Origin of the sequence: Pseudomonas monsensis, from assembly GCF_014268495.2 — a bacterium.
Lineage (GTDB): Bacteria > Pseudomonadota > Gammaproteobacteria > Pseudomonadales > Pseudomonadaceae > Aquipseudomonas > Aquipseudomonas monsensis.
This window is the reverse complement of sequence record NZ_CP077087.1, coordinates 5728598-5740993: the sequence shown is the minus strand read 5'-3', so window position 1 is coordinate 5740993 and position 12396 is coordinate 5728598. Positions and strand designations below refer to the sequence as shown.

General features: G+C 61.6%; 13 protein-coding genes. 8 read left to right on the top strand and 5 right to left on the bottom strand.

Going from position 1 to position 12396, the window contains the following annotated elements; genetic code table 11:
* The first annotated feature begins 168 nt into the window (after positions 1-168).
* The 3 genes from HV782_RS25370 (at position 169) to HV782_RS25360 (ending at position 2312) form a co-directional block, all read left to right on the top strand.
* The gene (locus tag HV782_RS25370) at positions 169-927 is read left to right on the top strand and encodes a DUF2076 domain-containing protein (RefSeq protein WP_123463910.1); all 759 of its coding nucleotides are present in this window, start codon (positions 169-171) and stop codon (positions 925-927) included.
* Between the two features lie 258 nt (positions 928-1185).
* Complete coding sequence (locus HV782_RS25365; RefSeq protein WP_007949802.1) at positions 1186-1665, top strand: LabA-like NYN domain-containing protein; 480 nt, start codon at positions 1186-1188, stop codon at positions 1663-1665.
* A gap of 41 nt (positions 1666-1706) precedes the next feature.
* Positions 1707-2312 carry a 3'-5' exonuclease gene (locus tag HV782_RS25360; RefSeq protein WP_027612872.1) on the top strand — a complete coding sequence of 202 codons (606 nt, stop codon included), beginning with the start codon at positions 1707-1709 and terminating at the stop codon, positions 2310-2312.
* Positions 2313-2353: 41 nt separating this feature from the next.
* Here the strand turns inward: HV782_RS25360 and HV782_RS25355 are convergent, their stop codons facing one another.
* Positions 2354-2806, bottom strand: coding sequence for an Lrp/AsnC family transcriptional regulator (locus HV782_RS25355; protein WP_123463913.1), 453 nt, complete (start codon positions 2804-2806; stop codon positions 2354-2356).
* Between the two features lie 163 nt (positions 2807-2969).
* Between HV782_RS25355 and yedA the strand changes: the two genes are divergently transcribed.
* Together yedA and rhlE1 are read left to right on the top strand one after the other, a co-directional pair.
* Positions 2970-3911, top strand: a complete 942-nt coding sequence (gene yedA, locus HV782_RS25350) for a drug/metabolite exporter YedA (protein ID WP_186748027.1) — start codon at positions 2970-2972, stop codon at positions 3909-3911.
* Between the two features lie 65 nt (positions 3912-3976).
* Positions 3977-5317 (top strand): RNA helicase RhlE1, encoded by a 1341-nt coding sequence (rhlE1, locus tag HV782_RS25345; protein WP_123463918.1) that lies wholly within the window; start codon positions 3977-3979, stop codon positions 5315-5317.
* Positions 5318-5599: 282 nt separating this feature from the next.
* On the opposite strand, the gene HV782_RS25340 is transcribed toward rhlE1, so the two are convergent.
* Together HV782_RS25340 and HV782_RS25335 are read right to left on the bottom strand one after the other, a co-directional pair.
* Complete coding sequence (locus HV782_RS25340) at positions 5600-6847, bottom strand: TIGR03862 family flavoprotein (RefSeq protein WP_186748028.1); 1248 nt, start codon at positions 6845-6847, stop codon at positions 5600-5602.
* Between the two features lie 280 nt (positions 6848-7127).
* On the bottom strand, positions 7128-8048 hold the full coding sequence (locus HV782_RS25335) for a histone deacetylase family protein (protein ID WP_186748029.1): 921 nt from the start codon (positions 8046-8048) through the stop codon (positions 7128-7130).
* Between the two features lie 83 nt (positions 8049-8131).
* Between HV782_RS25335 and HV782_RS25330 the strand changes: the two genes are divergently transcribed.
* The 3 genes from HV782_RS25330 to HV782_RS25320 all read left to right on the top strand — a co-directional run bounded on the left by HV782_RS25330 (position 8132) and on the right by HV782_RS25320 (position 10266).
* On the top strand, positions 8132-8701 hold the full coding sequence (locus HV782_RS25330) for a GNAT family N-acetyltransferase (protein ID WP_123463924.1): 570 nt from the start codon (positions 8132-8134) through the stop codon (positions 8699-8701).
* Between the two features lie 105 nt (positions 8702-8806).
* Positions 8807-9676, top strand: a complete 870-nt coding sequence (gene tesB / locus HV782_RS25325; RefSeq protein ID WP_003228466.1) for an acyl-CoA thioesterase II — start codon at positions 8807-8809, stop codon at positions 9674-9676.
* Positions 9673-10266, top strand: coding sequence for an HAD family hydrolase (locus tag HV782_RS25320; protein ID WP_123463926.1), 594 nt, complete (start codon positions 9673-9675; stop codon positions 10264-10266). Before tesB ends, HV782_RS25320 begins: the two co-directional genes overlap by 4 nt.
* Positions 10267-10381: 115 nt before the next feature.
* Here the strand turns inward: HV782_RS25320 and HV782_RS25315 are convergent, their stop codons facing one another.
* Together HV782_RS25315 and ypfJ are read right to left on the bottom strand one after the other, a co-directional pair.
* The gene (locus HV782_RS25315; RefSeq protein WP_123463928.1) at positions 10382-11332 is read right to left on the bottom strand and encodes an alpha/beta hydrolase; all 951 of its coding nucleotides are present in this window, start codon (positions 11330-11332) and stop codon (positions 10382-10384) included.
* A complete protein-coding gene (gene ypfJ, locus HV782_RS25310) occupies positions 11333-12220 on the bottom strand; it encodes a KPN_02809 family neutral zinc metallopeptidase (RefSeq protein WP_128616124.1) in 888 nt (295 codons plus the stop codon).
* Positions 12221-12396 lie beyond the last annotated feature (176 nt).

The following is a 12396-nucleotide window of genomic DNA, read 5'->3' as shown; positions in this document are numbered from 1 at the left end:
CGCAGGTCAAAAACAGTGGCTCACTTTAACCGATGATGGCGGGTGCGACACAAACGTAAACATTCGGTAAAGGTCATTGAAACATCCTGTCACTGTCTCCATTACGGGAGAGCACTTCGCCCACAGTGGGCGAGGGCAACGTTATCCCCGGCAATCTACGAGGTCGCCATGAACAGCGAAGAGCAAACCCTGATCGATGGACTGTTTTCCCGGCTGCAACAAGCCGAAACGGAGGCAGCCCCGCGCGACGCCCAGGCCGAGGCGCGGATCAAGGAACACCTGACCCGCCAGCCGGCGGCAGGTTATTTCATGACCCAGGCGATTCTGGTGCAAGAGGCGGCGCTCAAGAGCCTCGACGAGCAGAACAAGCAACTGACCCAACAAGTCCAGCAATTGCAGGCTGAGCTGCAAGCGGCCAAGACGCAAAGCGCGGCCCCCGCGCCAAGCGGTGGCGGCGGGTTCCTGTCCAGCATCTTCGGCGGCAGCCCGCGTCCGGCACCGACCCCAAGTGCTCCGGCCTCGACGGGCGGCTGGCGTGAGCCGGCACCGCAGCAGAATTTTGGTGCAGCACCGCCACAACAGAACTATGCCGCGCCACCGCCTAATTACGCACAGCCAGCCGCCCCGGCAGCAGCGGGCAGCAGCTTTCTCGGTGGCGCCCTGAAAACCGCTGCCGGCGTGGCCGGCGGTGTGATGCTGGCGCAGGGCATCAGCAGCCTGTTCCATCACAACCAGCAGCCCGAAGAAATCGTTGAAGTGATCAAGGAAGAGCCGGCGCAAGTGGCTGACCATAGCAACAATGGCTGGAATGATGACCAGCGTGTGGCCGATAACGGCTTCTCGGGCAATGACCAGGGCGGGTTCACCGACACCGACTACAGCGACGACAACTCGTCGTTCTTCGATGACGATGATTCGTTCGTCTGACCCAAACCTTGCAGGTTGACATCGAACTGTGGCGAGGTGATTTATCCCCGTTGGGCAGCGTAGCGGCCCCGGTTTCTTGGGCCTGCTGTGCAGTCCAACGGGGATGAATCCCCTCGCCACATTCACCGCTCGTCAGTAGCACCATGGCGCCTGTGGGTGATTATTCGCTGAACATTCCTCTTGGCTGGCATACTGAGCGCCTTTTTCGGGCCCGGCGCCTGATCCCGCTTCGTGCGCTATGCGCCCACAGGAATCCCGGTGAAAAAAATCGCAGTGTTCGCCGACGTGCAGAACCTCTACTACACCGTGCGTCAGGCCTATGGTTGCCACTTCAACTACGCCGCATTGTGGGCGGACATCAGCAAGGACGGGCAGATCGTCGAAGCCTACGCCTACGCGATCGACCGTGGCGACAGCAAGCAGCAGCAGTTCCAGCAGATCCTGCGCAACCTCGGTTTCACCGTGAAGCTCAAGCCCTACATCCAGCGCAGCGACGGCTCGGCCAAGGGCGACTGGGACGTGGGCATCACCCTCGACATCATGGATGCCGCCGACCACGTCGACGAAATCGTCCTGGCCTCGGGTGATGGCGATTTCGACATGCTGCTCGAACGCATCATCAGCAAGCACGGCGTGCAAGCGGTCGCCTATGGTGTGCCCGGCCTGACGGCCAATTCGCTGATCCGCGCCGCCAGCCGTTATGTGCCGATCGAAGGCGCGCTGTTGTTGAAGAACTGAGCCGCTACTGAAGAATTGATTTGAATGGAGTACAACCCGGTTTGGAACGCATTGCAGTCATCGACTTTGAAACCACCGGCCTGTCGCCGAACAGCAGCTGTCGCGCCACGGAAATCGCCGTGGTCATGCTGGAAAACGGGCGCATCGTCGAGCGTTACCAGAGCCTGATGAACGCCGGCGTGCGCGTCCCGGCCTTCATCGAACAACTGACCGGCATCAGCAACGCCATGCTGCGCAGCGCGCCCTCGGCGGAAAGGGTCATGGAAGAGGTCAACGAGTTCGTCGGCTGCACGCCGCTGGTCGCACACAACGCCTCGTTCGACCAGAAGTTCTGGGACTTCGAACTGGGGCGGATCAAACGTACCCGTCTGCAGAACTTTGCCTGCTCGCTGTTGCTGGCCCGGCGCCTGATGCCGGCAGCGCCAAATCACAAACTCGGCACCCTGACCACCTTCGCCCGCCTGCCGCACACCGGTCAGGCGCACAGGGCGATGGCGGATGCCGAGATGGCGGCGAACCTGATGGCGCATCTGGCTGAAGAACTGCGGCACAAGCATGGCGTGCGTGAGTTGAACCACGACCTGCTGTGCAAACTGCAGAAAGTCCCGGCTGCCAAAGTCAGCGAACACTTGCAACGCTACCGCTGAGGCAGAGCCCAACACAAAATCCTTGCAGGAGTTGGCCCGAGCTATTTACCGTTGCTGTCGATGTGGCCGAGTGGCACGCGCTTCTCGATCGCGCTCGACAACACAATCGAAGTCTTGCTGAAGCCGAACTTCGCCACCCGGTTGATCAACTCCTCCAGCTCCGTCATCGAACCCACCGCGCCCTTCATCATCACGCACGGATCGCCGGTCACTCGAAAGCACTCGGTCAGTTGCGGGATTTTCACCAGTTCGTCGTAGACCTTCTGACTGCCGTTCTGGTGCAGGCGCAATTCGATCATGCACTGGATCGGCAGGCCGATTTTCGACAGGTCGATGTTCGCCTGATACCCAGTGATCACTCCGGCCGCCTCAAGCTTGGCCACACGCTCGGCCACCGCCGGCGGCGAGAGGTTCACTTTGCGCGCCAGTTCGGCGTAGGACGCCCGACCGTTTTCCAACAGGGCGCTGAGCAGCATGCGGTCGTATCTGTCCAAGGCCGGACTCCTTAAATTGCCAGACTTTCGAAATCACGGTTTATCCCGTAGATCTCCGTTCTTTCAAAAGTGTACCGGCGCGATAAACAGGTTTTGTAGCTTATTTTTGCCTGCGTGCCTTTCTAGAATAATCCATCCCCTGACGCTGACTTTCGAGTTGCCCATGCCTGCCTTGCGCCGTTTTTCCTTGCCGTTGATCGCCGCGTTTTTTGCGCTGTATGTGATTTGGGGATCGACCTATCTGGTGATCCGCCTCGGCGTTGAATACTGGCCACCGCTGATGCTCGGTGGCGTGCGGTTCGTGATTGCCGGCAGCCTGATGTACGCCTTCCTGCGCTGGCGCGGGGCGCCGGCGCCGACCTGGGCGCAGTGGAAAGCCGCGGGGATCATCGGGATTTTGCTGCTCAGCTTCGGTAACGGTGCGGTGAGTGTGGCCGAACATAGCGGGGTGGCGTCCGGTGTGGCGGCACTGGCGGTGGCGACGGTGCCCTTGTTCACGTTGCTCTGTGGCTATTTCTGGGGGGCGCGCAATACTCGCCTGGAGTGGGCCGGGGTGGCGCTGGGGATTGTCGGCATCGCCATGCTCAACATGGGCTCCAACCTGCAATCGAGTCCGATGGGCGCGGCGCTGTTGATTTTCGCGGCGGCGACCTGGGCCTTTGGCTCGGTGTGGAGCAAACACCTGCCGCTGCCTCAAGGCGCGATGGCCAGTGCCGTGGAGATGCTGGTGGGTGGCGTGGTGCTGCTGATCGGCAGCGCGGCGAGTGGCGAGCACCTGCAAGCCGTGCCGCCTCTCGAAGGCTGGCTGGCGCTGGCGTATCTGATTTTTTTCGGCTCGATCATCGCCTTCAATTCCTACATGTACTTGCTCAAGCATGTGCGTCCGGCGGCGGCCACCAGTTATGCCTACGTCAACCCGGCGGTGGCGGTGTTGCTGGGGATCGTGTTCGTCGGCGAGACCATTGGCATGGAAGAAGCGCTGGCAATGCTGGTGATCATCAGCGCCGTGGTGCTGATCGGTCTGCCGCAGTGGCGGCGGCCGGCGCAGCCGCTCGTCGCGCAGCCACCGAAGACAGGCGTGCCAGCAGAACAGCGCGTGAATTAGGGTAAACTGCGCGCCATTGCACACTCGTGTCGCACAACTGCGCTGAATTTTCCTACGGTATTCCCATGACTTTCGCCACCCTTGGCCTGATCGAACCCTTGCTGCGCTCCCTCGAGACGCTCGGCTACCAGACCCCGACGCCGGTTCAGGCGCAAGCCATTCCGGCCGTGCTGGCCGGTCGCGACCTGATGGCTGCGGCCCAGACCGGCACCGGCAAGACCGCCGGTTTCGCCTTGCCGCTGCTGCAGTTGCTGGCCATGGAAGGGCCGAAAGTGGCCGCTAATTCGGCTCGTGCACTGATTCTGGTGCCGACCCGCGAGCTGGCGGAGCAGGTTCATGAGTCGGTGCGCCAATACGCTGAAAATCTGCCATTGCGCACTTATGCGGTGTACGGCGGCGTCAGCATCAACCCGCAGATGATGAAGCTGCGCGGCGGCGTTGATGTGCTTGTCGCCACGCCTGGTCGTCTGATCGACCTGTTCCGCCAGAACGCGTTGAAACTCGATCAGTTGCAAACCCTGGTGCTGGATGAAGCCGACCGCATGCTCGATCTGGGCTTCTCCGAAGAACTGGCGAACATTTACCGCATGCTGCCGAAGAAGCGCCAGACGCTGCTGTTCTCCGCGACCTTCTCCGATGACATCCGCCTGCTGGCCGGGCAGATGCTCAACGATCCGCTGAGCATCGAAGTCAGCCCGCGCAACGTCGCGGCCAACACCGTCAAGCAGTGGGTGGTGACGGTGGACAAGAAACGCAAGCCGGAACTGTTCGTGCACCTGATGCGCAAGAACAAGTGGAAGCAGGTGCTGGTGTTCGCCAAGACCCGCAACGGTGTGGACGCGCTGGTGGAAAAACTCCAGGGCCTCGGTGTCAACGCCGACGGTATCCATGGCGACAAGCCGCAGGCCACCCGTCAGCGTGCGCTGGACCGTTTCAAACTCAGTGAAGTGCAGATTCTGGTGGCGACCGACGTGGCTGCCCGTGGTCTGGACATCGAAGACTTGCCGCTGGTGGTCAACTTCGATCTGCCGATCGTGGCCGAGGATTACATCCACCGTATCGGTCGCACCGGTCGTGCGGGTTCGACTGGCGAGGCGATTTCGCTGGTGTGTGCCGATGAAGTGAACCTGCTGTCGGCGATCGAGATGCTCACGCGTCAGACGTTGAAGCGTCAGAACGAGCCGGACTTCGAACCGGAACACCGCGTGCCGGACACCGATGCCAGCGGTCAGGTGATCAAGAAGCCGAAGAAACCGAAAAAGCCGAAGGCGTCCGGCGGCGGTGGCGGCAAGCGTAATCTCGGCAAGTGGGTCGACAGCGGTGAGACATCGGCGCCGGAGCCTTCGATCAAGCCTGTGCGTAAAGTGCCGGTGTTTAACACCGGACCTCGTAAGCGTAAACCTTAAAGTCAAAAGCCCCTCACCCTAACCCTCTCCCGGAGGGAGAGGGGACTGATTGGGGGGATGCTTTAAGGTTGTGCCGACCTGAAAGAGCATTGCCGAATCCATAATCGACTCGGTGTTTCAGGTTGATGAGGGAGAGGGGACTGATTGGGGGATGCGTTAATGTTGTGCCGACCTGAAAGAGCATTGCCGAATCCATAATCGACTCGACCGCTCAGGTCGATGGATCGCCCAAGACACCTCGGTCGGCCCCCTCTCCCTCTGGGAGAGGGCTGGGGTGAGGGTTCAGGCAGACGCCTCGGACTTGAGCCACTGCACGACCCCCAACCCCGCAGCCCGCCCGCTGGCAAAACACCCCGTCAGCAGATAGCCGCCCGTCGGCGCTTCCCAATCGAGCATCTCCCCCGCGCAAAACACCCCCGGCAACGCCTTGAGCATCAATCGCTCATCCAGCGCCTCGAACGTCACGCCACCGGCGCTGCTGATCGCTTCGTCCAGCGGACGGGGTTTCACCAAAGTCAGCGGCAATGCCTTGATCGCCCGGGCCAGCAGCGCCGGATCGGCAAAGGTGGCGGCGTCAGTCAGTTCACGCAACAACGCCGCTTTTACCCCGTCGATCCCGACCTGACTGTGCAGATGTTTGGCCATCGAGCGCGAACCGCGTGGCTTGCTCAAGGCCGCCTGCAATTTATCCACAGGCCGGCCCGGCAGCAGATCAATGTGCACAGTCGCAGCACCCTGCGCGTTGATCGCCTCACGAATGGGGGCTGACAGCGCGTAGATCAGGCTGCCTTCAACGCCCGTCGCAGTGATCACGCATTCTCCTAGGCGCGGGATGTCGTCGTTCAAACCGATGGCGACGTTTTTCAGCGGTGCGCCGGCGAATTTGCTGACAAGGAATTCGCTCCAGGCCTGCACCTCGAAGCCACAATTGCTCGGCTGCAACAGCGCCAGTCCTACGCCTTTTTGCTCCAGGGGCAGCATCCACGCGCCATCCGAACCGAGCCGCGACCAACTGCCGCCGCCGAGGGCGAGCAGGGTCGCATCGGTTTTGACGGTGATTTCGCCATCGGGACTGGCGATACGCAGTGCGCCTTGCGCATCCCAGCCGAGCCAGCGGTGGCGGGTGTGGATAACCACGCCGCTGTCGCGCAGGCGTTTGAGCCAGGCGCGCAGCAATGGCGCGGCTTTCATGTCAGTGGGGAACACCCGGCCGGAGCTGCCGATGAAGGTTTCGATGCCCAGTTCATGAATCCAGCGGCACAACGCATCGGCGTCGAAGGCGCGCAGCAACGGCGCAATCTGCGGTGCGCGTTCGGCATAGCGCGAGAGAAACGCCGGGTAGGCTTCGGAATGGGTGATGTTCATGCCACCGACCCCGGCCAGCAGAAACTTGCGACCGACCGAGGGCATGCCGTCGTACAGATCGACACGCACGCCGGCCTGGCTCAGCACTTCGGCGGCCATCAGGCCGGCAGGGCCACCGCCGATGATGGCGACGTGAGCGGGGAGGCGAGCAGAAGTCTGGGTCATGGCGTGCGCTGCGGTATGGCGGGATAAGGCGCGCATTCTAACAGCGCAGATCCCTTGTAGGAGTTAGCCTGCTCGCGATAGCGGTGGATCAGTCAACTCTGAGTTGAAGGGGCTGACGCTATCGCGAGCAGGCTTACTTCTGAAAGGATTTGGGGCAGTTCGAGATGTTGGTCAAAAAACAACCAGTGCGCTGTAAGCCATGCTCACTGTGGTCTGTAGTCCCTTTCACTCAGGTTATCCACAGGCCGTTCCACAGCCATTGTGGGTAACGCAGCACAACTCAATGACAGCCGTGTGACTGCCAGACCCGTTGCGCGCTGTGATGCAGGATGCCGTGGCGGCGGGCGAGGGCGTGGCGATCATTGCTGTAACCGCCGCCAATCACACCGACCACCGGGATATCGCGACCCAGGCAATGGCGCATCACGCGTTCATCGCGGGCGGCGACCCCTTCGTCGGTCAGTTGCAGGTATCCGAGGGCATCGTCCTTGTGCACATCGACGCCGGCGTCGTACAGCACCAGGTCCGGTTGGTACAGCGGCAGCAGATAGTTGAGCGCGTCATCCACAACCTGCAGATAGTCGGCATCGCCCATGCCTTTGGGCAGCGGAATGTCCCAATCGCTTTCGGCCTTGCGTGCAGGAAAGTTCTTCTCGCAGTGCAGGGAAACGGTAATCGCCTCCGGCGTGTCGTGGAGAATCCGCGCGGTGCCATCGCCCTGGTGCACGTCGCAGTCAAAGATCAGCACGCGATTGACCCGACCGCTTTGCAGCAGGTAATGGCTGATGATCGCCAGGTCATTGAAGATGCAGAAACCGGCCGGGTAATCGTAATGGGCATGATGGGTGCCGCCGGCCAGGTGACAGGCCAGGCCATGCTCCAGGGCTTTCTCCGCCGCCAGAATCGAACCGCCCACCGCACGCACGGTGCGTCGCGCCAGGGCTTCGTTCCACGGCAGGCCAAGACGCCGCTGGTCTTCGCGGGACAACTCGCCGCTCATGTAGCGTTCGATATAGCGACGGTCATGGGCGAGGGCGAGGATGTCGTTGGGGCAGATCTGCGGGCGCAGCAGATCGGCGTCGCGGGTCAGGCCACTGTCGACGAGGTGATCGCGCAGCAGCCGAAACTTGTCCATCGGGAAGCGGTGGTCCGCCGGGAATTCGGGGCTGTAGTCGTCGTGGTAGATCAGCGGCAGTGGCATGGCGATTTCATGTAGGAAACGTTTGTAAGAGTGAAGGATCCTACCAGCGATGTAGACTTGCGGCATGGAAACGGAGGGGCACGATGGAGCCGATACTGGAACTGCAAAGCGCACGCCTGCTGATGCGACAGTGGCAGGACGAAGATTTGCCGGCATTTGCGGCGATGTGTGCCGATCCGCAAGTGATGCGTTATTTTCCGGCAGCGCTGAGCCGTCTGGAAAGTGCGGCACTGATCGGCCGCGTGCGCGGGCACTTTGCCGAGCACGGTTTTGGCTTGTGGGCGCTGGAGCGCAAGGACAGCGGCGAATTCATCGGTTTCACCGGGCTCGGTGTGGTCGGTTTCGATGCGCCGTTTACGCCTGCGGTGGAAATCGGCTGGCGGCTGGCCAAGGAGCACTGGGGGCTGGGTTATGCCAGTGAGGCGGCGTGGACGGCTCTGCGCTGCGGCTTTGACCGGCTGGCGCTGAAAGAGATCGTGTCTTTCACCGCGCAATCCAATCTGCCCTCGGAGAAGGTCATGCAGGCAATCGGCATGCATCACGCGCCGGAGGATGATTTCGATCACCCCAAACTTGCCGCCGATCATCCGCTACGACGACATGTGCTGTATCGCATCACCCGGGAGCAATGGCTGCAGACCTTGCATGGCTAAGCCGACACGGACGTTTACAATGGCGCGACAGTGGCTCGCGCCAGAACCTGAATTGCCCGCCGCAGCCAAGACTGCGCGGCATAGCTTTGTGTGAGGAGAGTCTGAATGAGCCAAGTGTTGGAAGATCTGGTCGACTTGCTGACCCTGGAACCGATCGAAGAAAACCTGTTCCGCGGCCGTAGCCAGGATCTGGGTTTCCGTCAGTTGTTCGGGGGTCAGGTACTCGGTCAGTCGCTGTCGGCGGCCAGTCAGACCGTTGAAGAGGCGCGTCATGTGCATTCGATGCACGGCTATTTCCTGCGTCCGGGCGATGCCAAGTTGCCGGTGGTGTATTCGGTTGATCGCGTGCGCGATGGCGGCAGCTTCAGCACTCGCCGGGTGACCGCGATCCAGAAGGGCCATCCGATCTTCACCTGCAGCGCCTCGTTTCAGTACGACGAAGCAGGCTTCGAGCACCAGAGCCAGATGCCGGTGGTGGTCGGTCCGGAAAACCTGCCGTCGGAGCTGGAACTGACCCAACAGCGCGCACACCTGATTCCGGAACACATGCGCGAAAAACTGCTGTGCCCGAAACCGATCGAAGTGCGCCCGGTCACCGAAAAAGACCCGTACAACCCGCAGCCGGCCGATCCGGTGAAATACGTGTGGTTCCGCGCCGACGGTGCGCTGGCCGATATTCCGGCGCTGCACAAATACCTGCTGGCCTACGCCTCGGACTTCGGCCTGTTGACCACCTCGATGCTGCCGCACGGTAAGTCGGTCTGGCAGAAAGACATGCAGGTCGCCAGCCTCGATCACGCGCTGTGGTTCCACAACGACTTGCGCGCCGATGACTGGTTGCTCTACGCGATGGACAGTCCGTGGGCCGGCAACTCCCGTGGTTTTTCCCGTGGCAGCGTGTACAACCGCGCCGGTCAACTGGTGGCGTCGGTCACTCAGGAAGGCTTGATTCGTCACCGTAAGGACTGGGCATGAGCCTGAGCGATGTGAAGCACTGGGTGTTCGACATGGACGGCACGCTGACCGTCGCCGTGCATGACTTTGCGGCGATCCGCGTGGCGCTGGCGATTCCGCCGCAGGACGACATCCTCACTCATCTTGCGGCATTGCCGGCAGATGAAGCGGCGGCCAAACACGCCTGGTTGCTGGAGCACGAGCGTGATCTGGCGCTGGGCTCGACCCCCGCCACTGGCGCTGTGGAACTGGTGCGCGACCTGCACTCGCGTGGTTATCGCCTCGGCATCCTCACCCGGAACGCGCGCGAGTTGGCGCATGTGACGCTTGAGGCGATTGGTCTTGCCGACTGCTTTGCGGCGGAGGATGTACTGGGTCGCGACGAGGCGCCGCCGAAGCCGCATCCGGGTGGTTTGCTGAAGCTGGCAGACGCCTGGAAAGTGCCTGCCAGCAAGATGGTCATGGTCGGTGATTACCGCTTTGACCTGGATTGCGGCAGGGCCGCCGGGGCGCGGACGGTGCTGGTGAATCTGCCGGATAACCCGTGGCCGGAATTGACCGACTGGCATGCGCAGGATTGTGTCGAGTTGCGGCGGATGCTTCTGGCCTGAAAATCCTGGGTGCTTAGCGGGCCTCATCGCGAGCAGGCTCACTCCTGCAATTGGAATGCGTTCCCCTGCAGGCGTGAGCCTGGTCGCGATGGCGTTGGATCAATCAGCACAAAACTTATTCGAACAACGCCTTCTGCCCCTCCGGCGAGGTCAACATTCCATCGCCGTTATGCCCAACCCCGGGCACTTCAACCAGCCGCTGATTCACCCCTTCCGGATGGCGCCGCAGCAGATAGCCGAAAAACAACTTGCCGCGCTCCAGACGATAAGCCCCTTGCGCCTCGGCTTCGCACCCCTTGTCCAGCGCCGGATGCTGCGGATCAATGTCCTGCTGGCCGAGCAGATACGTCACTTCACGCTTGATGTAACTGCTTTCAAGCTGCAGCGGCGTTTGCCCTCCGGCGTACACCGGCATGTCTGACAGACCGTATTTCCAGCGATTGAAGCCCACGCACTTGGCATGATCGAACGCCACCGGCCGCTGTTCATTGAAATACGCATACGACGAAGGATTGGCCACCACGTAGCGCAAGCGGATGCCGTTGGCCTTCAGCGCAGGCTGGTCTTTGGCGAGCAGGGCATACCGCTGCACCACCTGGCCGCCGCCGGAATGGCCGAACATCACGATCTGCTTCACGTCCGGGAACTGTTTGCGGTCAGCGAGGCGGGCGACGATTTCATCGAGTGCGGCATAGGCGCTCAACGGATTCGGGCCTGTGGATAACCCGCCGCCCATCCACTCGTTACCCTTCCAGCGCAACAACGTCGCGGGCAACGAATACAGGGCCACATCACTTTCGTTGAGAAACTGCGGGGCGATCACCAGCGTGTGCGCGGTTTGCCCCGCCAGCTCGGTCGCGCGCTCGGCGCTTTTGCGATAGGTCTCGGCGTTGCGCAAGCGACCATGAATGACGATCAGCACACGCTCGATCTTCTCCGGCGCAGGGCCGATGCCCACCGCCATTTCCCCGGCCTTGAGTTGCAGGCGACCGGGGCTGATGGCATCGACGCCGGCCGCGTGCGCTGTGCTGCCAATGATCAGTAGTGCCAAAAGCCATTTATGCATTTACAGGTTTTTCGCTGCGAAGGTGTCGCACTGGCCGACCTGGCCCTGCGCGAATCCGGTTTTGAACCAGCGCACCCTTTGCGCCGACGTACCGTGAGTGAACGAGTCCGGCACCACACGGCCCTGACCCTGTTGCTGCAGGCGATCATCACCGATGGCGTTGGCGGCGTTCAAGGCTTCCTCGATGTCGCCGGGTTCCAGCCAGTTCAAACGTTTTTGCGCGTTATACGCCCAGACTCCGGCCAGGCAGTCGGCTTGCAGCTCCTGGCGCACCAGCAAACCGCCGGCACCTTCCATCTGCCGGCCCTGCTGACGGGCTGTCTGAATTTTCGCCGAGACGCCAAGAAGCGTCTGCACATGGTGTCCGACTTCGTGAGCGATGACGTAGGCCTGGGCGAAGTCGCCGGCGGCCTTGAAGCGTTGCGCCATTTCCTGGAAGAACGCCATGTCGAGATAGACCTTCTGATCGGCCGGGCAATAGAACGGGCCGGTGGCGGAGGTTGCCAGGCCGCAGGCGGAGTTGACCCGATTGCTGAACAGCACCAGGGTCGGGTCCTTATATTGCCGACCGGCCTGTTGAAAAATCGCGCCCCAGGTGTCTTCGGTATCGCCGAGGATCGAGCGCACGAACTCGGCCTGTTCGTCATTCGCCGGAGGCGCCTGCCGGGTCTGTGAGGAGGGGGCCGTTTGCTGGCCCGTTTGCCCGGTAAGCTGGCCGAGGATCTGCAACGGGTCCTGACCGGTGATCCAGCCGATGCCGACGATCAGCAGAATGGCCCCGAGGCTCAGGCCTTTGCCGCCACCAAAACCCATGCCGCCGCCACCGCCGGCATCATCACCACGGGCATCGACGACGTTGTCACTGCGTCGGCCTTTTTTCCATAGCATGTGGGAATCCTCTTTTTTCCGGTGGAGAGCTTCGGGGGGGATGAAAGCTTCGTGGTGAAGAACGTTACGTGGTGTTGAGTGTTGCTGGTGTGTGAGTGTGGCGCCAGTCCGGCTATCCGTCTATTCGTGGACACGCGGGCCTGTGTATGACGAGCTGGCACGGGAGTAATTCAATC

Excerpts from the sequence above, each read along its gene's own strand:
- HV782_RS25370 (WP_123463910.1), top strand. The coding sequence starts at position 169 with ATGAACAGCGAAGAGCAAACCCTGATCGATGGACTGTTTTCCCGGCTG.
- yedA (WP_186748027.1), top strand. The coding sequence starts at position 2,970 with ATGCCTGCCTTGCGCCGTTTTTCCTTGCCGTTGATCGCCGCGTTTTTT.
- rhlE1 (WP_123463918.1), top strand. The coding sequence starts at position 3,977 with ATGACTTTCGCCACCCTTGGCCTGATCGAACCCTTGCTGCGCTCCCTC.
- HV782_RS25340 (WP_186748028.1), bottom strand. The coding sequence starts at position 6,847 with ATGACCCAGACTTCTGCTCGCCTCCCCGCTCACGTCGCCATCATCGGC.
- HV782_RS25335 (WP_186748029.1), bottom strand. The coding sequence starts at position 8,048 with ATGCCACTGCCGCTGATCTACCACGACGACTACAGCCCCGAATTCCCG.
- HV782_RS25330 (WP_123463924.1), top strand. The coding sequence starts at position 8,132 with ATGGAGCCGATACTGGAACTGCAAAGCGCACGCCTGCTGATGCGACAG.
- tesB (WP_003228466.1), top strand. The coding sequence starts at position 8,807 with ATGAGCCAAGTGTTGGAAGATCTGGTCGACTTGCTGACCCTGGAACCG.
- HV782_RS25320 (WP_123463926.1), top strand. The coding sequence starts at position 9,673 with ATGAGCCTGAGCGATGTGAAGCACTGGGTGTTCGACATGGACGGCACG.
- HV782_RS25315 (WP_123463928.1), bottom strand. The coding sequence starts at position 11,332 with ATGCATAAATGGCTTTTGGCACTACTGATCATTGGCAGCACAGCGCAC.
- ypfJ (WP_128616124.1), bottom strand. The coding sequence starts at position 12,220 with ATGCTATGGAAAAAAGGCCGACGCAGTGACAACGTCGTCGATGCCCGT.